Origin of the sequence: Pseudomonas sp. C32 (genome assembly GCF_030417915.1) — a bacterium.
Lineage (GTDB): Bacteria > Pseudomonadota > Gammaproteobacteria > Pseudomonadales > Pseudomonadaceae > Aquipseudomonas.
In genome coordinates this window covers 180,999-201,870 of record NZ_JAUHUK010000006.1, presented here as the reverse complement: position 1 = coordinate 201,870, position 20,872 = coordinate 180,999, and the positions used below count along the sequence as shown (strand labels likewise).

Here is a 20,872-nt window from a genome sequence, read left to right as displayed (position 1 = left end):
AAGGAATGCCACCAGAAATGGACTTTTCACTCAAGCACCTGGCCGCGGCCAGCCTGATGCTCGCCAGCCTGTCGTCGTTCACCACGGCCGCGCACGCCAACATCACCCCGCAACAGAGCGCGATCATCCTCAAGACCTTCAGCGATGCAAAGGTCACGGATTTCCGGCAGTTCCTGGGCAGCCTGGCCAAGAGCGACATCGCCAAATCCGACGACCTCGGCCCGGCCATCCGTGCCTTCCTCGACAACAAGCCGTTGACGGCAGAGCAGCAAAACGAAATCCATCGTTTGCTTGGCCTCTATGCCCGTGTGAAGTACGGCAGCGCGGCCACCGAAACCTTGAAGGAACTGGTGGCCATTCCGACCGTGCGCGTGGACGGTGTTGAGCAGCACGACAACCCCGAATTCATCAAGATTGCCGAGAAGATCAAGGGCCTGGCCAAGTCGTTCAACCTGAACTTCCGCAACATCGACAACCGCGTGTATGAAATCTCCCTCGACGGCACCGGCGATGAAGTCGTGGGCATTCACGCCCATGCCGATGTCGTGCCGGTCACGCCGGATAACTGGGTGTTGCAGGACGGCACCCGCCTCGACCCATTCAAAGTCACCCTGATCGGTGACCGCATGTATGGCCGAGGCACCGAGGATGACAAGAACGGCATCGTGGTTTCGCTTTACGCCATGAAAGTCATCAAGGAAGAGAAACTGCCGCTGGCGAGAAACTTCAAGCTGCTGGTCGACACCACCGAGGAAACCACGGGCGACGCCATCCCCTACTACTTCGAGCGCAACCCGACGCCGAACTACAACCTGGCGCTGGATGGCGGCTACCCGGTGGTGATCGCCGAGAAAGGCTACGGCACCGTCATGGCCAGCTTCGCCAAGCGCGCCGCGCAAGGCAAAGGCGCAGAAATCACTTCGATGACCGGCGGCCTGGCCACCAACCAGATTCCGTCGACATCGGTCGCGACCCTGGTGACAGACAAACCCGCAGAACTGGCGGCTGACCTGCAAAAGGCCGGCGCGGAGTACGCCAAACGCAATGGCGGCAACTTCACCGTCGTCGCCAAGGTCGAGGGCAAGGACGTCAAACTGACAGTCACCGGCGTTTCCGCCCACTCTTCCGAGCCCGAGTCCGGCGTCAACCCGGTCGCCAGGATGCTCGACTTCATCAATGGCCTAGACGGCAAGGTTGCGTTCAAGCACAACGAGATCACTGACGCTGCCCGCTACGCCGCTGATAACTGGGGCCTGGATTACCTGGGGGGCAAATTGGGGGTTGGTTTTTCCGATGAGTTCATGGGCCCGCTGACCACGTCCCTGACCTATGTCGGCATGGATGAAAAAGCCTTCAAACTGGCGATCAACCTGCGTGTACCGAAGGGCAAGTCGCCTGAAACGCTGAAATCCGAAATCGCCGGAAAACTGGATGCCTGGAGCAAGAAGAGCAAAATCGCCCCGGCCTTCGACTACGACATTGCCGAACCGATGTTCCGCAACCCCGAGGGTGAATGGGTCAAGGCGTTGCTCGCCGTGGCCAGCGAAAACCTCGGCATGGAACACAAGTTCGGCACCTCTGCCGGCGCCACGTCGGTGCATGAACTGCCCAACGGCGTGCAATTCGGCCTGGCCATGCCAGACGTCAAATACACCGGCCACAACGACAACGAGTTCAAGACCACCGAGCAGTTCCTGCTGGACTTGCAGATCGTGACCGAAATGATGGGCCGCATCGGGCAATTGCCGAAACTCTGATATCCCTTCGGACCCGCCGCCCTGGCGGGTCCATTTGCCTTCGCTTCCACTCCAAATGACATCCCTTCCCCAGTAGGAGCGAGCCTGCTCGCGAAAAACCAGAGGACGCCGCATTGCGTCTGGTTTCCCGCGTCATCGTTGGCCTCCATCGCGAGCAGGCTCGCTCCTACACGGGTGGATTCGGCGGATTGATGAACAATCCTCATGAACCCTTGCCGATTTACCCGTCTAGTTTCTAACCCTTCGCTCACTTACTGTTTGCACGATGTCAGTCACGATCCATCACGCTGCACGATTATTCAGGAGCAACATTGATGAATCCCCTGATCGCCCCATTGGTTGCGTTATCGCTCATGGCTGGAGAAACCAGCGCCCGGGCCGCCAGCGAGATCCGCATCACCAACGCGGGTTCCCAGCCCTCAATCAAGGGCGCGGCAGAAAACTTCACCGGTACGGTCCGGGTTGACGGCCTGTTCAAGGGCGATGCCCCTGCCCGCATCGGCGGTGGCACGGTGACCTTCGAACCCGGCGCACGCACGGCGTGGCACACCCATCCGCTGGGCCAGACGCTCATCGTCACTGCCGGCGTCGGCTACGTGCAGCAAGAGGGCGGCCCGCGTCAGGAAATTCGTCCGGGTGACATTGTCTGGATCCCGCCGCAGACACGTCACTGGCATGGCGCAACGGCCGCCAACGGGATGACCCACATCGCCATCGCCGAAGCCGAGGACGGCAAGGCTGTCACCTGGGCGGAAAAAGTCTCGGATGCGCAGTACCAAGGGCAATAGCCTGCGCAAGACCTGTAATGGATGGAGCTTTTTACGATGACCACTGACTCACCGAATGCACATCGCAAGACCGGCCCCCTCCCCGCGCTGATAGCCCTGTGTCTGGGTTTTGGGTTGGTGTCAGGGGTTGCCACTCGGAACGCCGAGGCATCGCAACCCATGGTCAGCACACAACCCGCATCAGAAACGTTGTCGACCCGGCAACAGGCCATTCCACTGATCGCCGCGTTCATGGCGACCAGCGACATGCCCAAGCTCAACGAAGCCTTGAACCAGGGCCTCGACGCGGGCCTGACGGTCAGTGAAACCCGGGAAATCCTGGTGCAGCTCTACGCCTACGTCGGTTTCCCACGCAGCCTCAATGCATTGAATGAACTGATGACGGTGGTGCAAGCGCGCAAACAACGTGGCATTCACGATGAGCCTGGACGCGAACCAAGCCGTGCCATTCCCACCGGTGAGGCTTTGCTCACGGCAGGCACGGCCAATCAAACCCGAATTTCGGGCGGGCCGGTCAAGGGGCCGGTGTTCGAGTTCGCCCCGGTCATCAACCAGTTCCTGCAAACCCACCTGTTCGGCGACATCTTCGAGCGTGACAACCTCGACTGGCAAAGCCGTGAACTGGCGACCGTCGGGGCGTTGGCCGCAACGCCGGGGGTGGAGTCGCAGTTGCGCTCGCACATGCGGGCGAGCCTGCGGGTCGGGCTGAGCGCAGCGCAATTGCGCCAGCTCACCGAGCTGCTGGCAAAGGGCGACGAACCCGCCGCCAAACGTGCAAGCACGGCCCTGGCACAGGCGCTTGACGCCTCGGGAGGTTGAACATGAAGACCGGAAAAAACCTGCTGAGCGCTGCGTTGCTGAGCTCGCTTGCCGCCTGTGCAAGCCATGCCAATGCCGCCGCGCCCTTGATGATTCAGGAGCAAGGCAGCTTCGCCGCTGGCGGGACGATGATCACCGCACCGGGCACGTTCGATCCACGCAAACCCATGACGCCAGATGGCCAGACTTACCACGGCGACCATGCCTACACCTTCTACCAAATCCCGGTCGATACGCGAAAACTGCCCATCGTCATGTGGCACGGCGCAGGCCAGTTTTCCAAGACGTGGGAAACCACCGCTGACGGCCGCGAAGGTTTTCAGAATATCTTTCTGCGGCGCCAATACGGTGTGTATCTGATCGACCAGCCGCGCCGGGGCGATGCCGGGCGCAGCATGGTCGAGGCGACAGTCAAGCCTGTCCCGGACGAGCAACTGTGGTTCAACCAGTTCCGCATCGGCCTGTGGCCCAACTATTTCGAGGGTGTGCAAGTTGCCAAGGATGCGCAAACGCGCGACCAGTTCTTCCGTGCGATGACACCGAACACCGGGCCGTTCGACATGAACGTGGTCTCCGATGGCGTGTCGGCGGTCTTCGAAAAAATCGGCCCGGGCATCCTGTTCACGCACTCGCAGGGTGGCGGGCCGGGTTGGTTGACGGCGATCAAGAACGACAAGGTCAAGGCCATCGTCGCGTTCGAGCCGGGCAGCAGTTTCGTCTTCGCGCAGGGTGAAGTCCCCGCACCGATTCCCAGCGCATTCGACACGGTGCAAGGCGCAGCGGTGCCGATGGATCAATTCATGGCGCTCACGCGCATTCCGATCCTGATCCTCTACGGCGACAACATTCCGGAGCACGCCGTCGACCTGCCCGCCCAGGACAGTTGGCGCGCCCGCCTCACCATGGCCCGACTTTGGCGCGATGCCGTCAACCAGCATGGCGGTGATGTGCGGCTGATCCACTTGCCGGAGATTGGCATCAAGGGCAACACGCACTTCCCCATGTCGGATTTGAACAACGTGCAGATTGCGGATCTGGTGTCCGGGTTTCTGACAGAAAAGCATCTGGATTGACGGCTACAGAACTTTTTTCAAACGGCCTTTTTAGTGCTCCGGAGATGCTTATGAGATACACCCTTTTGAAAGCTTCGCTGATGGCCGCCATGGTTGGTATGTCTGCTGGCGAAGCCGGTGCCGCCGACTACAAGAAGAACCCGTTCACCCTGGCCTACGACGGCGCCATTGCCAGGAATGAACCCGGCAAGGTCAACATCCATCCGGTCACCTACAAGCTCAATGACCTCGACATTGCGGCCAACGTTTACACCCCTGCCAACTACGATGCGAAGAAGGCTTATCCGACGGTGGTGGTGGCGCATCCGAACGGCGGCGTCAAAGAGCAAGTCGCCGGTTTGTATGCCCAGCGCCTGGCGGAACAAGGCTACATCACCATCTCCGCCGATGCCGCGTATCAAGGCGCAAGTGGCGGACAACCGCGCAGTATCGACAAGCCGGGGTACCGCATCGAGGACATCCACGGCATGGCGGATTTCATCACTCAGTATGCCGGCGTCGACGGCAAGCGCCTGGGCCTGCTCGGTATCTGCGGTGGCGGTGGCTACTCGCTGGCCGCCGCGCAAACCGACAAGCGATTCAAGTCGGTGGCGACTGTGAGCATGTTCAACTCCGGCCGGGTGCGTCGCAATGGCTACAACGACTCGCAACTGGACACCCTCGCGCCACGCCTGCAACAAGCTTCCGCTGCCCGCGCCCAGGAAGCGGCCGGCGGTGAAGTGCTGTATTCGGGTGATGCCAATCTCACTGACGAGCAGATCGCCAAGCTTCCGTTCGAGCTGTATCGCCAGGGTTATGAGTACTACTGGAAAACCCATGCCCACCCAAACTCGACGTTCAAATACACCACGAGCAGCCTGCTGGATCTGGTGCGCTTCGACGCGACCAACCAAATCGAACTGATCAATCAGCCGTTACTGATGATCGCCGGCAGCAAGGCCGACAGCTTGTACATGACCCAGGATACATTCCCCAAAGCCACCGGCACGAAAGACAAAGAGTTGTTCATCATCGACGGCGCCACGCACATCGAAACCTACTGGGTGCCCAAGTATGTGGACGCTGCATTCGGCAAGTTGACGCCGTTCTTCGCAAGAACCTTGTGACGGGCTCGTCGGGGTCGCGCATCCATGCGGAACCTGATTACATGGAATAATCCCGCGCTCCGCATGAGAGGCTCTCATCAATGTCCCGCGCCAACCTCAACGACCTGCAAGCCTTCGTGGTCATCACCCGCGAAGGCAACTTCACTCGCGCCGCCGCACAACTGGGCGTCTCGCAGTCCGCGCTGAGCCACACCATGCGCGCGCTCGAAACCAGGCTCGGCGTTCGCCTGCTCACCCGAACCACCCGCAGCGTTTCCCCTACGGAGGCTGGGCAACGGCTGTTTCTTTCGATGGCGCCGCGGTTCGAAGAAATTGAACTGGAGTTGGCGGCGGTCAGCGAGTTTCGCGACACCCCGGCAGGCAACGTGCGGATTTCAGCTTCCGAACATGCGGCGAACAACATCCTTTGGCCCAAGCTGTTGAAGGTCCTGCCCGACTACCCGGACATCAAGGTCGAAATCACCGTCGACTACGCCCTCTCCGACATCGTCGCGCAACGCTACGACGCCGGCGTGCGCCTGGGCGATCAGGTGGCCAAAGACATGATCGCCGTCCCGATCGGCCCCCCGTTGCGCATCGCGGTAGTGGGGTCGCCCGAATACTTCAAACAGCGGCCAATTCCAAAAGAGCCAAGGGATCTGGCCGCCCAAAACTGCATCAATCTGCGGCTGCCCACCCACGGGAGCCTGATGCAATGGGATTTTGAAAAGGAGGGTCACGAACTCAAGGCCCGTGTCGAAGGACAATGGACGTTCAACAGCAGCGTGCCGATCCTGCGCGCTGCCGTCGCGGGATGCGGCTTGGGGTTCCTGCCAGAAGATATGGTCGCGAAGGAACTTGCGGACGGAAGCCTTGTGCGGGTACTCGAAGATTGGTGCCAACCGTTTGCCGGTTACCACCTTTACTACCCCAATCGCCGTGAGCATTCTTCAGCGTTCGGCGTCGTGGTGGATGCGCTGCATTACAAGCGCTGAAGCGTCCATCGCTGAAAATGGCTCGTTACTTTGTCTCGTCCTTGGGGGTGCAGACGGTGTGGATATGGAACTGCACCCCGTCGAGTGATGCCTTGACCTGATCGGCTGCGTGCTGACAGGCCTCCTTGTTCTGATACTCGGCATGGTCGAGCGCCGGCGCTGGCAATGGGCTGTTTGTGCCAAGAATGATCCAGAGAATGTAATTCATGTTGCCTCGGATGCTGCGGGTAGATGAAGGAGTCTAGCCGTGGATTGATGACCGCGACACCGGGCATTTTTGAGTCTGTAGTCGATACCCGTCATGCAGGGACGTGGGCCGAGGCTGAGGGCCTGAGCCCGGATGCGATCGAGAAAATGTACAGCGGCCTGGTGAACCACGCCATTGCAGAAGAGTTGAAACACTGCGGCCCATCAACCCGACACCTGTCGCTAGTGTCAGGACTATCCGCCATGGATCGATCGCAGCCCTTCGCGACAGGCAACAATCGGCCAAAAACAGCCCGTCAGGTGTGCCTATGAAACCAGGACCGATTCAGAAGTCGCTCTGCTGGCGATTCAATATTATGATCGAAAGGCCAGCGAGGCTTGTACGATCGTGGCAGGCCAGGAGTTAGAACGGTTTGCCTAAGCCTTGAGAGCGCTTGCAAGGTCGCTCTTCACCCTCGCATTAATATTGAAGAATGTTTATGCGATTAGCGGTGACTCCTGCAGTAGACAATAACTATCGAGGGAGCGAAACATGAATGGTGATGGGGTAATGGAAAACAAGATTGGCAAAGGACAGTCTTTTGCCAAACGAATCTACCTGCCACGCCTTATTGGCCTGGCGATTGGCATGCTGAGCGTACTGGCCGCCATTGCGCCGCTGGGCCTGCCGGGATGGGTATGGGTACTGTTGCTTTTCAACGGCTTGGTTTGGCCGCACCTGGCCTATCAATTGGCCACCCGTGCTAGTGAGCCATATCAGGCGGAGCGGCGCAACTTACTCTACGACTCAGTGATGGGCGGGTTCTGGACCGCGACCATGCAGTTCAATCCGTTGCCTGCCGTCACCATTCTTTCGATGATGACGATGAACAACGTCGCTGCAGGCGGCCAGCGTTTATTCGTGCATGGCGCGCTGGCCCAAGTTGTCGGAATTCTGCTTGCGATAACACTGTTCGGCCCGCAGGTGCAACTTACTGCAACCGCCCTACAGATCTACGCCTGCTTGCCAATGCTGACGCTCTACCCATTAGCGCTGGGCTGGGTCTGTTATCGCCTGGCCATTAAGCTCGCCGACCACAAGCGCCGTCTTAGCGCCCTGAGCTGTACCGACAGTCTCACCGGCCTGCTCAATCATGGGGCGTGGAAGGATTTGCTTCACCTGCAGTTTTTCGCCTTCCGGCAGGAGAGCTTCGAAACGGTGATCGCGATCATTGATGTCGATCACTTCAAACAGATCAACGACACTTACGGCCATCTCGTTGGCGACAGCGTGCTACGCCAGCTGAGCGCCGAACTTAAGAAAAACCTTCGCCAAGGTGACCTAGCCGGTCGCTTTGGTGGAGACGAGTTCTGTGTGATCCTGCCCAACAGCCCACTGAGCCAGGCTGGCGAAATTATGGAACGACTGCGAGGGGCAATGGGCAACTACCGCAATGAGCAACTGCCTGAGCTGCGAGTCACCCTGAGTATCGGCTTGGCATCGTGCTGCAGTGCAATGACCGACGCCGCAGACTGGCTCAACGAAGCCGACAAGGCACTGTATGCGGCCAAGAACAGTGGGCGCGACAAGGTCCATTTCACCTTAGGCGACATCGTCAACGCACCTTGAATCACAGTGGATTCGCTAGACACCTAGTAAACCAATTTTTTGATCTGTAAACCAATGAGGTTAACAACTCAAAAAAGTGGTTTATAGCAACCAGGTAATTTCCTCGTGGAAACTGCTGGGATAATGCCCCGATGGAGCTCGTGTTTCGCAGCTTGAAAACGGAATGGACCAGCACACGCCGTAGTTACGACCGGCAGAGAACGGCCAATAGCGGTCACTCAGGTAAACACGAATTCGCACCTTGAGCCGGGTAGCTCGCAGATCCTCATGTTGTAAAACAATACACCTAAGAATGTGATCGCCAGAGCCCACCTAGCTTGTCGACAATGACCAGAGCCACCCACTATGGTTTGAAGTTGATATTGAAGTACCAACAGGCCAATTTAAAAGGCTTTTTTTGGCGCTGGACGTCGATACACGGAGCAATAAACATCAAGATTCTGCATCCTCGAGCCTTTCTGGTGAAATGCGCGACCGGTTAAATCAGTTCAGATCAGTCGTTTCCTTTGTGCCTGCTTTCTTCTCGGCAGGATAGATCTCGTACAGCCCGATCAATCCGCATAAAGACTCAATATGTCGTCATACTTGCCGCTCTGTTTGATCTGGTCGAGTGCCCGTTGCCATCGAGCCACTTCCGAACCAGGTGTGCTTTTGGACAGTGCTATGTATCCATCGGAGGTGAGGATCGTCACCGGCGTTAGACGCAATGCAGAGGCAGAGACCTTGGCTTCGGCCAGCTTATGTTGTAAGCCCCATATCGATGAAGCTACAAGCAGCACTCTGCCCGCTTGCAGCATCTTGAAGCAGCCCGAATAGCTATTGCTACGGATGATGGCAGTAAAACCTTGGCTCACAAGGGCAGCATCATCCACGTTGTGGTTCAGCACACAGACGGGTAAATGGCGAGCATCAGATAGCGTTTTGATTCCGGTTGGATGTTCGGCGCTTTCATATAGCCGATCCGTTTCGCTGGAAATCGGCCCTACCCAATTGACGGTCGATTCCCTGTCCGCCGTTCGGCTTACATTGAAAAAGGCAATGCCTTCGTTTTGTTGTACCAGCGCCAGGCCTCGAGCCAGTGGCACTTCGGTAATCTCCATAGGCTCGCCGAGCTCTGACAACAACGCTCGTACCAGCTCTAGGTAGAAGGCGCGCTTCCCACTATGTGGCAAGCCGCGCAGGCTCCCGCTCGTACGGGACACCTCAAGGCCGGTACTGTGCGTCAATACCTGCCACTCATCGGCCAGGACATGGGATGAGCTGAAAGCCAGAATCGCGGCCAACATCCTCCTTTTCATACATCCCACTCGGGCCGCTCCTGTTCATCCTTCGAGTCACTATAAACGCGTCACCAGATGATTCAAGTCGACAGCGAGCATCGACAACTCGCCCTACGGTCATCGATTGGTGCCAGCGTTTTCAGGCACTCAGATTGGGCCTCCGATTCCCATCGAACGACGACAGAGTGCCAATGTTTTCTAACGGGCGCCATCTGAAGCCTCGTCTAATCCCGTCAGCAAGTGCAAACGGTCGGAGGGTATTTATTCAAAGAAATAGATTGTGCTTGAGCACGCGAGGACAAATTCGAGCCACCTTCAGAGGTTGGGTTAGCCAGTTGGACAGCAGCATCCTTGAAGTTTGTCTTACACCAAGCGTAGCTGATCAAATCCTAGGTGCATTGAATGTAAAGCCTTCCTGAAAATCTATCATTGACTGCCAGCCACGACTGGCAGCAATGGGTCGACTTCTGCCGGTCATGAAAGGCAGAAACCGGCCAATAACGAACGCTCGATTACAACCAATTCACCTGCTGAGGCGCTAAGGCAGCCCAATGGCGTGCTCATGCAGACGACGCAGATGGAATTCGTCGATGAGGTCGTTCGCTGGAAAACCAGTGAGCTGCCGCACTGATATTTTTTCAATCAGCTGCATCCGGTCGGTCTTCTGGCGGGTAGTACAGATAGTAGCCACAGCGCTGCTGAACTGATCACCTTTCTGGAGAGAAGGCATGAACGCTAAACGAATGCTCTGCATTGTCAGCACTACGCTGGCTGCAACCTGCTTGTTGGGCACAACGCCCACTGCCTACGCGCAAACAGATCTGCCCGACAGCATCAAGGTCCCGGACGGTCATAAGATCGCGCTGGAAACCGTGGGGACGGGCGAAATCACCTATGAGTGTCGCGACAAGGCTAACGCCGCTGGCCAGACCGAATGGACGTTCGTCGGCCCCAAAGCGGTACTCAGTGACCGCAGCGGCAAACAGGTTGGCACTTACTTCGGGCCGCCTGCTACCTGGCAAGCCAAAGACGGCTCGAAAATCACCGGGACGCAACTGGCAGTTGCCCCCTCAAGTACTGGCGACCTCCCTTATCAGTTGGTAAAGGCCAATCCGGCTGAAGGTAAAGGCGCTATGAGCGGTCTCAGTTATGTCCAGCGTGTGGCCGTTAAAGGGGGTGTGGCGCCCATGACAGAGTGCTCCGCCGCAAATAAAGGCAAACGGGAGGTCGTGCAATATCAGGCGGATTATATTTTCTGGGCCGCAAAATAAGTCGCAGGTACGGAGCAGGTTGTCAGCGCACAAAGTCGTCTACGCTGCTCCCATGGAACCCCGGCCTTCGGGCTGGGGTATTGACCTCACGCTGACGGCTGAAAACCTTGTCCTTGCCTGAATCCCTTTTTGACTATGAGGCCTGCCTGATTGCTTGCGCCCGAGGCGAGCAACTGGCACTGCGCAACTTATATGAGCAGGAAAGTGCGCGTCTTCTAGGGGTTGCCAAGCGAATCGCTCGCGATGACGCCCTAGCCGAAGATATCGTGCACGATGTCTTTATCAGGATATGGACCCGTGCCGCCAGTTTCGATCCGCAACGAGGCTCCGCGCGTGGCTGGATCTTCAGCGTGACGCGGCATTTGGCGCTCAACTTCATGCGTGATACCGCCAGGGAGGTACACGTCAGCGAGCAAAGCGAAATGGCGCAGCAAGCGTCAGCCTCCATGGAGACATCGCGAGAGAGTATGGATCGCTTCGATTTTCAGGCCCGCTCAGGGCGTATTTACAGTTGCCTTGAGCAACTGGAACCAGTGCGGCGTAACTGCATACTTCATGCGTATGTAGACGGCTATTCGCACTCGGAAATAGCGCGAAAGCTGGATGCCCCATTGGGGACTGTCAAAGCCTGGATCAAGCGCAGTCTTGTGGCATTGCGCGAGTGCATGGGATGAGCATAAACCCGGAGGGTGAAAGCCCCGACCGCATTGACGAACTGGCCAGTGAGTATGTGTTAGGCACCTTGCCAGCCGAGCAACGCATCGAGGTACAAAAGCGTCTCTCTCAGGACGCCGATTTGCGCGCGGCTGTGGACGCGTGGGAACAGCGGTTGCTTGCCTTGACCGAACTGGTTGAACCGAAAACACCCACTCCACTGCTCTGGGGGCGAATCGAGCGCAGCTTGAACAGCAATGACCGGCGTGCGCCACGGGTGACCGCCGCTACGCAGCAAGTCTCATGGTGGAACCTTGTACCTTTATGGCGTGGGCTCGCGGCAGCAGGTTTTGTCTCAACCTTATTGCTCGGAACAATTCTGCTGACACGCACTGCTCCGGATACCACCTACGTGGTTGTTCTGGTGGCTCCGCAGAACCAGGCGCCCGGCTGGGTCATTCAGGCGAGCAACCCAAGGGAAATCCAGCTGATACCGTTAGGGGTAGCGCAAGTCCCAAGCGACAAAGTACTTGAGTTCTGGACCAAAGCGGATGGTTGGCAAGGGCCGGTATCCCTTGGGTTGGTCAAACCCGGGCAAACGCTTTCTGTCCCTTTGGATAAATTGCCAGCACTGGAACCCAATCAGCTTTTTGAGCTGACCTTGGAAAACCCCAACGGCTCGCAGACTGGCAAACCCACAGGACCGGTACAGTTCATTGGTCGGGCGGTCAAAGTGATTTGATGAACATATCGTGACCTGGCTTTCGATTTTTACTTTGGATCAACTTAGTTACTGCGACAGGCAGAAATCGGCCAGAAACGGACCCTCCAAATTCTCTCGCTCTGCGCTCGAAATTGAAGTATCTCCTTCCCGCAAGGGCGCGCAGATAATCCCTCCGTCCGCCGAACCTTGCATAGGTATAGGGGGTATGCCTATCATGCGCAATGTATAGGTAGGGGGGGTATCCCATGGGTCATATTGCAGCAAACAAAGACGATCTTCTCAAGCGCGTAAAACGCATCGCCGGACAAATCCAAGCCGTTGAGCGGGCATTGGAGTCGGACCTCGATTGCGCCAAAACACTGCACCTTGTTGCCGCTACTCGCGGAGCCATCAATGGCTTGATGGAGGAAATCATCGAGGAACACGCGCGGGAGCATGTCGCGAACCCTGCTCTCAGCGAAGAGGAGCGTAACCAAGGCGTCGAGGAACTTCTTGAAGCCATTCGCCGTTACTCCAAGTGAACGCATCCAGGAACACGCTCATGAAGAGCACGAACATCAACTACACACACGACCATGTGTTCCTTGGCTCAGCGCACGACGAAAATGCCAAGCGTACGCTTTGGGTTGTGGCACTGACCGTTGTGATGATGGTTGGCGAGATCACCGCTGGCTATATCACAGGCTCGATGGCGTTACTGGCTGATGGCTTTCACATGGCAACTCATGCTGGCGCATTGGGCATCGCGGCGGCGGCTTATGGATACGCAAAACGCCACGCTTCCAGCCAGCGCTACAGTTTCGGTACCGGAAAGGTTGGAGACTTGGGCGGATTCGCCTCGGCGCTGATTCTCGGTATGGTCTCCCTGGGAATTGGCGTTGAGTCTGTCATGCGCCTCTTGCAGCCAACGGAAGTTCAGTTCGGCACCGCTACGCTCATCGCGATTGCCGGTTTGATCGTCAACATTGTCAGTGCCCTGCTGCTGGGCCACGGGCACAGTCATGGGCACGATCACGATCACGATCACGGCCATGCCCACGCCCATCACGGGAACGACAACAACCTGAAATCGGCCTACGTCCACGTCATTGCAGACGCGCTGACTTCCGTTCTGGCCATTGCTGCACTGCTCGCCGGCCGGTATCTCGGCTGGGTGTGGCTGGACCCGGTCATGGGCATTGTCGGCGCCATTGTTATTGCGCGCTGGGCATGGACCTTGATGGGGACCACCGCAGGAGTACTGCTGGATCAGACAGACGCACACGTTGCCGAGGAAATCCGCGAACTGGTTGAGAAACCGGGGGATGCCACTATCACGGACTTGCACGTCTGGCGGGTTGGACCGCAAGCCCATGCGGCCATCGTCAGCGTCCTTGGTGAGGCCACTGCGAACGCCGATAGCATTCGTGAACGTCTCAAGCCAGTTCACGAAGTCAGTCATCTGACAGTCGAGTTTCGACCTCTCTGATTCAGCACTTGCCCACCATTGTCTCCAAAGGAACCCGTAATGCCTCCAGGGAAACGTGAACTGGCACGAATCGAACGTCGGTTGATAACCACGCTCACCGAAGCGTGCGAAACAGCAAAAGGTGAAATCAAAGGCTTTGCTTGGCTCACCCACATCGCAAACCTGAACGCGTTGGCTGAAACCCTGAAGGTAATCTGGGTATTCGAGACCCTGGCTGACAGAAAGAACGCCCTGGTTGACGCTAAGGCGCGCATCTTCGAGTTGACGTCCATCGCGTTGAATGACGCCAACATCGACCTGATCCCTTCAGACCACAGTGTCCGATTCGACTCTGAGGAGGAGTGTCTGCGAACTCACGGAGGCGACTGGAAAATCCGCCTGACTCAATCACGTGCGGCCAAAGGTGGCTGACAATGGCTAAAGAAATCGAGAATCCCTGCATCTCAGTTTGCCAGCTCAGTGGTGATTTGTGTGTGAGCTGCGGGCGAAGCAAGGAAGACATCAGAAAGTGGAAACGCATGAAGCGGCCTGAAAAAATGGCCGCGGTGCAAAGGGCGAATGTGCGCTTGAAAGGGCTGAAGAAAGCACAGGGATAGTCACTTGTTCTGGATGACCGCTTTGGGTCGATGCTGTTGAAAAAGTCGGATTTTCAGCTCACCTGAACTCAGGCACGGCCACCAGCGGAGAACCTACTCACCACATTGAGTGGTTTTTCAGCCCTTCGTTGACCTTTACTGCTTTGTTATTGGGTTAATTTGAGGTTTTTTGCTTGGTGCAGGCGCGTGACTGGTGCCCCTTGAGAGGTAAGTTTGGCCAGCCGTCGCAGGTTCTGTACCGCGGCAGCCAACGTGAACTCATCGGTCGCGCCACTCATGCCACGTAGTCGCAAGCGATCCAGTTTCAGGATGCGCTTGAGGTGGGCAAATAACTTTGGAAAAGGTCGAGTGGTTGGGGACTTCATCTTAAAACAGTCGCTCCTGCCCACTTGATAACTGTCCCATCATGCTCTGTGATCCCCCGCCGGCCAATGAAGCAATTTTGCCGCAGGTCAGACAGGGGAGCTACTTTTTCAACAGAATCGCCCCATAGCGGACATTGGCGAAACTTAGGTGTACGAGTACTGAGTAAGCGTCCGGAAATTCACTTTCCGAACGGTGAGTAGCCGTTTGAAAGTCGCTAGCTGGCCCAGTTTTTGTTGCTGGCGCTTGCTGTAGCGTATGCCTACACTCCAAAAGCCTATCATTCCAGTACAGGGCGGCGGACAAGCTCGTGCAAGGGCGCTCACAAGGATATGTCGAGTTGGATCGTGAGCAATTACCTACCAGCAGGTGCATATTGAAAACAAATCCGTGCTGGGGAGCGTTGCTTGCGCTGGGAGGCTTGTTGGGGCTGGGCATGCCCTGCGTGGAAGCACGTACGCTGTCCCAGATTCAGGAAAGCGGCGTCCTACGCATATGCGTGGCTGGCTCAAGCGCTTCCTTCTACCGGACTAATGCGGAGGCGTTCGCGCAGTCACTCGGTTTACGCCCACAGGTAACGGAACTGCCGAGTTTCGATGCGCAGTTTCACGACGATCGGGGCGAGACCGTACGCGGGGAAAGCTACGACCCGAAGCTACTCGCCGACGGCCGCTGTGATCTTTATCCAAATGACTTGCATATCATCCCTTGGCGCGAAACGAAGATGTTGCTCGTGCCCTACTACCGGGTACGCAACCTGGTCATCGTCCATCGCTCCAACCAGCCCCAGGGCAACGAGGTGTCTGATTTGCTCGGTCTGACGGCGGCAGTGCAGAAGGGCACGGACTACGAGCAGTGGATCGATGAAGCCAACCGCGGTCCTCTCTCCAGTCAGCCGGTCAGAATGGTCTATGCGCCAACCGAACAGGCGGTGAAACTGGTCGCCGATGCGAAGGTGGATTTCACGGTATTGGGTAGCGAAAGCGCGCTGCGCTGGGCTCGTGAAGATCCCGAACGTCTCTCCATTGCGTTTCCGGTCAGCGAAGCGACCAGCGTTGGGTGGGGTGTTGCGCGCAACGCCCCGGATCTCGCGCGAGCGCTGGAGCGTTTCTTCCAGTCCAGCAATCGCATTGATTCGCCGCTCGATGCGAGCTGGCGGCGGTACTATCGCGTATCGCTCATGGAATACCGGCTGTTCGAGGATTCCTTCAACGAGGATAGCCTCGATATCAAAGCCGTAATGAGCTGGGCGATCCCGAGCTTGGTCGCGGTCCTGCTGTTGCTCGGCGCCATGCTGGCCTGGAACCGACGCCTCAACCGGGAAGTGGACGAGCGCAAGCGCGTTGCCGCAGAGCTGGCCGAGCGCGAAGCTTTCACCCGCGCGCTCATGGATACCAGCCCCGCCAGCCTGGTGCTGGCAGATCGGAACGGGGCCGTCAGGGAAGTAAGCCAACGCTTTTCACAGGCGACCGGTTATGTCAGCGAGGACCTGCTCGGGCGCAACGCCACGAGCCTGTATGTCGATCCTGAGGAGCGCGAACGCTTCCTCGAACTGCTGACACGAAACGGCAAGGTCGAACACTTCGAGACCCGCCTGTTGCACAAAAATGGATCAATTCTCTGGGTTCTGGTCGGTGCATCATTCGTGACAATCCACGGTGAGACCCTGGTCGCCAGCTGGGTGCGCGATGTCACGGATCATCATGCGGCAGCAGTGGCGCTTAGCGAAGAACGCGCACGGCTGCAGGCAATCCTCGATACGAGTCCAATCAACATAGCCTTTTCTACCCAGGGCGTGATCCGCTTCGCCAACCCCCGCTTCTGTGAAACGTTCGGCGTAGGCGTCGGTGACGCTGCTTCGCAGATTTACGCGAATGGGCATGATCGCGAAGCCATCGTCGAACGACTCACGGACGACGGCATCGCAAAGGGCCAGGAAGTACCGATGCGTGACCGGCAGGGGCGCGAACGCACCATGCTTGTCACCTACCTGCCAATCCAGATCCAGGGGGAGCAAGGGCTGCTCGGCTGGCTGCAGGATATCACCGAGCGCAAGGCAGCAGAGCACGCGCAGCAGCGGGCGAAGGAGATTGCTGAAGAGGCGACGCGGGCAAAAAGCGACTTCCTTGCAAACATGAGTCACGAAATCCGCACGCCCATGAATGCGATCATCGGCATGTCCTACCTTGCGCTGAAGACTTCGCTGGACCAGCGGCAGCGCGATTATGTCTCGAAGATCCATAAGGCGGGCACTTCGCTGCTTGGCATCATCAACGACATCCTCGACTTCTCCAAGATCGAGGCCGGCAAGCTGAGCGTCGAGGCAGTGCCGTTTGAGATCGATGCGGTGCTCGACAACGTGTCCTCGCTGATTGCGCAAAGGGCTTACGACAAGGGCATTGAGCTGCTGTTCGACCGGGCGTCGGACGTTCCCAAGACGCTGCTTGGAGATCCGCTGCGCCTGGGCCAGGTCATCCTGAACCTGGTAGGCAACGCAGTGAAATTCACCGAGCATGGGCAGGTGACAGTCGTGGTTCGCAACCTGGGCCGCACCGGCGGCAAAGTTCAGCTGCAGGTTCGTGTCCGCGATACCGGTATCGGCATGACTCCCGAGCAAACCGGGCGACTCTTTGAGGCCTTTGCCCAAGCCGATAGCTCTACCACGCGACAATTCGGCGGTACCGGCCTGGGCCTTGCCATCTCGAAGCGCATCGTCGAGCTGATGGGCGGAACGATCGCGGTGAACTCCGAACCGGGCAACGGCAGCACGTTCTCTTTCAGCGTCTGGCTTGGTCTTGACCAGCATATGCGTACGCAGCACCAGATTGTCCCTGCGGAGCTCGCCGGAGCGCGCGTCCTGGTCGTCGATGACAATGCCGACGCGCGCCAGATCCTTTCCGACATGCTTCGCGTAGCGGGGCTTTCGCCGGTCGCGGTGGCGTCAGGCGAGGCTGCTTTGGAGAGCCTTCGCGGTGCTGCGGCCGACGACCCGTTCCGGGTGCTATTGGTGGATTGGCAAATGCCAGAGATGGATGGCATCGAGACGACGCGCCGGGCGCTTGGCCTGCAGCCTGCACTGTACGCCGTCATGGTCAGTGCATTTGGGCATGACGAAATGCATGCCGCTGCGCAAGCGGCCGGCATTCGCGCGTTCCTGGTCAAGCCGGTCAACCAGTCCTCGCTGGTAGAGGTACTGGTCAACTTATTCGCGCCGCAAACGGGCGTGGTGGCGCTAACCGTACCCAATGCGCAGGCGCAGGTGCTCGCCGGAGTGCGCCTGCTCGTCGCGGAGGACAATGAAATCAACCAACAGATTGCCAGGGAGCTTCTCGAGGCTGCCGGTGCCCTGGTGGAAGTTGCCGGCAACGGCTGCGAGGCGCTGTCAATGTTGGCTGCAGCGCAATACGACGCGGTGCTGATGGACGTACAGATGCCGCAGATGGATGGTCTCGAGACGACCCGGCGTATTCGCGTCGAGCCTCACTGCGCACAGATCCCGGTGATTGCTATGACCGCACATGCCAGGGTCGAGGACCGGGAGCGCTGCATCGAGGCGGGCATGGACGACCATGTGACCAAGCCCGTGGATCCGCAAGCACTCATCGCCACGGTTCTGCGCTGGGTCGTACCTCGGTCGGCGGCAGTGGAGCCGTCCAGCGCCGCATCGGGCGAGGAGCGCCTACCGGACATTCCAGGGCTAGATAGCGCCGACGGACTGAGGCGAGTGGCGGGCAATCGCCAGCTATACATCAAGCTGCTGGGTCAATTTGCCGACCGCTGGGCTTTGGCAGGGCAAGCGCTGGGGAACGCGCTGCGCGCGGGTGATCGGGCGACGGCCGAGCGAATGGCCCATACCGTGAAAGGCGTTGCAGGCAACCTCGGCTTCAGCGGCCTGCAAGTCATGGCCGGTAAGCTGGAAACCGCGATCAGGGCGCACGCTGAGTCGGACGCATTGGTGAATGAATTGATCGAAGCGCTCTCGCTGGCCGTGCATGCGATTCGCCAAGCGCTGGGTAGCGGCCAGGCAGCACCGGCAGTGGTATCGAGCGTCGACTGGGCACAGCATGCCATAGCGCTCATGCACCTGCTGGAGGCCAATGACGGAGCAGCGCCGGATTATCTGGAGCAGTATGCGGATTCGTTGCGCGGAGCACTCGGCCAGGACAGTTTCGAGCAGTTGCTGAATGAGGTGGACAACTTTGACTTCGAGGCCGCACGGCTAACACTCAAACGTGCATCGACGGCCCGCGATACCCCGTGCTGGAGGGAGCATCATGAGTGAAACGCTAAACTACTCACTTAGCCCGATCATCCTCATTGTCGATGATACGCCGGAGAACATTAAGCTGATCAATGGCCTGCTGAAGGACATCTACCGCACGCGGGTGGCCATCAGCGGTGAGCGCGCGCTGAAGGCAGCGGTGCAGGAGCCTCGCCCGGATCTGATTCTGCTCGACATCATGATGCCTGATCTGTCGGGGTATGAGGTGGCAGAGCAGCTCAAGCGCGATCCGCGCACCGCTGATATCCCGATCATCTTCATCACCGCCATGGCGACAATGGAAGACGAGATCCTGGGTTTGCAGATGGGCGCCGTGGACTACATCACCAAGCCGATCAACCCACCCATCGTGCTGGCTCGGGTGGAAACCCAATTGAAGATCAAGGCGGCCGCCGACTTTTTGCGTGATCAGAAGGCTTACCTTGAGCAGGAAGTCCAGCGCCGCACCGCCGAGCTCACCGCCATCCAGGATGTGACCATTCAGGCCATGACCTCGCTGGCCGAAACCCGCGACAATGAGACGGGTAACCACATTCGACGAACTCAGCACTACGTCAGACTACTGGCCGAGATGCTTCGCGAACATCCGAGGTTCCAGCATTTTCTCAATGACGAGAGCATCCGCCTGCTGTTCAAGTCGGCTCCGCTGCATGACATCGGCAAGATCGGCATACCCGATGACATACTGCTCAAGCCGGGGCGCCTCACGCCGGAAGAGTTCGAGACGATGAAGACCCATACGGTACTGGGACGCGATGCCATCCGGCATGCCGAAGAGCAGTTGGGCATCTCGGTGGGATTTCTGTGCCTTGCCAAGGAGATCGCCTACAGCCACCACGAGAAGTGGGATGGTACCGGTTATCCCGACGGGCTGAGTGCCGATGACATCCCCATCAGCGCCAGGCTCATGGCGGTGGCGGATGTCTATGACGCGCTGATTAGCCGACGCGTATACAAGAAGGGCATGTCACACGATCAGGCGCTGGAGATAATCCGCCAGGGATGTGCTACGCATTTCGACCCAGAAATCTGCGAGGTTTTCCTGGCCAACCATGAGCAATTCCAGGCTATCGCGGTGCGTTTTGCTGATCGCGGTCAGGATGGTTAATCAACGCGTCGCCGTGAAATCAATGCCCAGGGCTTCACCGACAACAACGGAACACGACTTTTTCGTGGAGTGCCTCCCTATGACCTTGGCCCGCAAACTGTTTATTGGCGTCGCACTGGCCGGCCTGCTACTCGGCGGTTGCACCTCCCAAGTCACCGAACGCGAGCAGTACTCGGGCTTCCTGTCCAACTACGACAACCTGCAGGAAGTGACCACCACCACGGGCGAGAAGGCCATGCGCTGGGTGAGCCCGTCGTGGAACCCGAATGCCTATGACACCATAGCGTTCCGAACGCTGGAGTTTTATCCCGCGCCCAAACCCAACGAGCAGGTCAATCAGCAGACGCTGGCCGAGTTGCAGGACTTCATGTCGAGGAAGGCCAAGCTCGTGCTGGGCCAGAAGTACCAGAGGGTGTCTAACGCGGCCGCTGCACCGGCCGGATCACGCACTCTGATCCTGCGTGCGGCCATCACTGGCGTCAGCGCTTCGAACGAAGGCATGAAGTGGTATGAAGTGATGCCGATTGCGGCGGTTGTCGGCGCGACACAAGCCGCCACCGGATACCGGGACCAAGACACTAATCTGTTCATCGAAGCCGAGTTCATTGACGCGAAAACCCATCAGACAATCGCCAAAGTGGTGCGTAAGGTATTCGGCACGCAGCTGAAAAACGAGAGTCAGCGAATCACCACCAAGGACTTTAAAGACGCTATCGAAAATCTGAATACCGACCTCTGGACGTTCATTCACCGTTGACCATTACCTGGCTTCCACCGGATTACAAGGGTGACG

At 58.1% G+C, this 20,872-nt stretch carries 19 protein-coding genes and 2 pseudogenes; 18 read left to right on the top strand and 3 right to left on the bottom strand.

Annotated elements, in window-relative coordinates:
• Positions 1–17 precede the first annotated feature (17 nt).
• From QYH43_RS09540 to QYH43_RS09515, 6 genes are all read left to right on the top strand, one after another.
• On the top strand, positions 18–1,757 hold the full coding sequence (locus QYH43_RS09540) for a dipeptidase (protein ID WP_301156932.1): 1,740 nt from the start codon (positions 18–20) through the stop codon (positions 1,755–1,757).
• Between the two features lie 314 nt (positions 1,758–2,071).
• Positions 2,072–2,545 carry a cupin domain-containing protein gene (locus QYH43_RS09535; RefSeq protein WP_301156931.1) on the top strand — a complete coding sequence of 158 codons (474 nt, stop codon included), beginning with the start codon at positions 2,072–2,074 and terminating at the stop codon, positions 2,543–2,545.
• Between the two features lie 36 nt (positions 2,546–2,581).
• Positions 2,582–3,364 (top strand): carboxymuconolactone decarboxylase family protein, encoded by a 783-nt coding sequence (locus QYH43_RS09530; RefSeq protein WP_095056764.1) that lies wholly within the window; start codon positions 2,582–2,584, stop codon positions 3,362–3,364.
• Between the two features lie 2 nt (positions 3,365–3,366).
• Positions 3,367–4,437, top strand: a complete 1,071-nt coding sequence (locus QYH43_RS09525) for an alpha/beta fold hydrolase (protein ID WP_301156930.1) — start codon at positions 3,367–3,369, stop codon at positions 4,435–4,437.
• 50 nt (positions 4,438–4,487) lie between these two features.
• Entirely contained in the window at positions 4,488–5,543 is a 1,056-nt protein-coding gene (locus QYH43_RS09520) for an alpha/beta hydrolase (RefSeq protein WP_095056766.1), read from the top strand.
• A gap of 80 nt (positions 5,544–5,623) precedes the next feature.
• Positions 5,624–6,517 carry a LysR family transcriptional regulator gene (locus tag QYH43_RS09515; protein WP_095056767.1) on the top strand — a complete coding sequence of 298 codons (894 nt, stop codon included), beginning with the start codon at positions 5,624–5,626 and terminating at the stop codon, positions 6,515–6,517.
• A 25-nt stretch (positions 6,518–6,542) separates the two neighbouring features.
• On the opposite strand, the gene QYH43_RS09510 is transcribed toward QYH43_RS09515, so the two are convergent.
• Positions 6,543–6,725 carry a hypothetical protein gene (locus QYH43_RS09510; protein WP_095056768.1) on the bottom strand — a complete coding sequence of 61 codons (183 nt, stop codon included), beginning with the start codon at positions 6,723–6,725 and terminating at the stop codon, positions 6,543–6,545.
• Between the two features lie 68 nt (positions 6,726–6,793).
• Here QYH43_RS09510 and QYH43_RS09505 point away from each other — a divergent pair.
• Positions 6,794–6,919 (top strand): annotated as a pseudogene (locus QYH43_RS09505) (isochorismate-pyruvate lyase); the annotation flags it as partial.
• 355 nt (positions 6,920–7,274) lie between these two features.
• The gene (locus tag QYH43_RS09500; protein WP_095056931.1) at positions 7,275–8,333 is read left to right on the top strand and encodes a diguanylate cyclase; all 1,059 of its coding nucleotides are present in this window, start codon (positions 7,275–7,277) and stop codon (positions 8,331–8,333) included.
• A 551-nt stretch (positions 8,334–8,884) separates the two neighbouring features.
• On the opposite strand, the gene QYH43_RS09495 is transcribed toward QYH43_RS09500, so the two are convergent.
• On the bottom strand, positions 8,885–9,616 hold the full coding sequence (locus QYH43_RS09495; RefSeq protein WP_159953400.1) for an ABC transporter substrate-binding protein: 732 nt from the start codon (positions 9,614–9,616) through the stop codon (positions 8,885–8,887).
• 725 nt (positions 9,617–10,341) lie between these two features.
• On the opposite strand from QYH43_RS09495, the gene QYH43_RS09490 reads away from it, so the two are divergent.
• The 7 genes from QYH43_RS09490 to QYH43_RS09460 all read left to right on the top strand — a co-directional run bounded on the left by QYH43_RS09490 (position 10,342) and on the right by QYH43_RS09460 (position 14,326).
• Positions 10,342–10,884, top strand: a complete 543-nt coding sequence (locus QYH43_RS09490; RefSeq protein WP_095151308.1) for a DUF3455 domain-containing protein — start codon at positions 10,342–10,344, stop codon at positions 10,882–10,884.
• Positions 10,885–10,991: 107 nt separating this feature from the next.
• Complete coding sequence (locus tag QYH43_RS09485) at positions 10,992–11,558, top strand: sigma-70 family RNA polymerase sigma factor (RefSeq protein ID WP_177450532.1); 567 nt, start codon at positions 10,992–10,994, stop codon at positions 11,556–11,558.
• Positions 11,555–12,280 (top strand): anti-sigma factor, encoded by a 726-nt coding sequence (locus QYH43_RS09480; RefSeq protein WP_095151309.1) that lies wholly within the window; start codon positions 11,555–11,557, stop codon positions 12,278–12,280. Before QYH43_RS09485 ends, QYH43_RS09480 begins: the two co-directional genes overlap by 4 nt.
• 227 nt (positions 12,281–12,507) lie before the next feature.
• A complete protein-coding gene (locus QYH43_RS09475; protein WP_095056773.1) occupies positions 12,508–12,783 on the top strand; it encodes a metal/formaldehyde-sensitive transcriptional repressor in 276 nt (91 codons plus the stop codon).
• A 20-nt stretch (positions 12,784–12,803) separates the two neighbouring features.
• Positions 12,804–13,730 carry a CDF family Co(II)/Ni(II) efflux transporter DmeF gene (gene dmeF / locus QYH43_RS09470; RefSeq protein WP_095056774.1) on the top strand — a complete coding sequence of 309 codons (927 nt, stop codon included), beginning with the start codon at positions 12,804–12,806 and terminating at the stop codon, positions 13,728–13,730.
• Between the two features lie 39 nt (positions 13,731–13,769).
• Positions 13,770–14,141: a hypothetical protein gene (locus tag QYH43_RS09465; RefSeq protein WP_095056775.1), complete on the top strand. Its 372-nt coding sequence runs from the start codon at positions 13,770–13,772 to the stop codon at positions 14,139–14,141.
• Between the two features lie 2 nt (positions 14,142–14,143).
• On the top strand, positions 14,144–14,326 hold the full coding sequence (locus QYH43_RS09460; RefSeq protein WP_008033373.1) for a DUF1289 domain-containing protein: 183 nt from the start codon (positions 14,144–14,146) through the stop codon (positions 14,324–14,326).
• 146 nt (positions 14,327–14,472) lie between these two features.
• Here the strand turns inward: QYH43_RS09460 and QYH43_RS09455 are convergent.
• A pseudogene (locus QYH43_RS09455) lies at positions 14,473–14,658 on the bottom strand (hypothetical protein); the annotation flags it as partial.
• A 371-nt stretch (positions 14,659–15,029) separates the two neighbouring features.
• On the opposite strand from QYH43_RS09455, the gene QYH43_RS09450 reads away from it, so the two are divergent.
• The 3 genes from QYH43_RS09450 (at position 15,030) to QYH43_RS09440 (ending at position 20,836) form a co-directional block, all read left to right on the top strand.
• Positions 15,030–18,971, top strand: coding sequence for a response regulator (locus tag QYH43_RS09450; protein WP_301156929.1), 3,942 nt, complete (start codon positions 15,030–15,032; stop codon positions 18,969–18,971).
• Positions 18,964–20,079 (top strand): HD-GYP domain-containing protein, encoded by a 1,116-nt coding sequence (locus QYH43_RS09445; RefSeq protein ID WP_095056777.1) that lies wholly within the window; start codon positions 18,964–18,966, stop codon positions 20,077–20,079. Before QYH43_RS09450 ends, QYH43_RS09445 begins: the two co-directional genes overlap by 8 nt.
• Before the next feature lie 79 nt (positions 20,080–20,158).
• Positions 20,159–20,836 carry a DUF3313 domain-containing protein gene (locus QYH43_RS09440; protein ID WP_095056778.1) on the top strand — a complete coding sequence of 226 codons (678 nt, stop codon included), beginning with the start codon at positions 20,159–20,161 and terminating at the stop codon, positions 20,834–20,836.
• Positions 20,837–20,872: the final 36 nt, after the last annotated feature.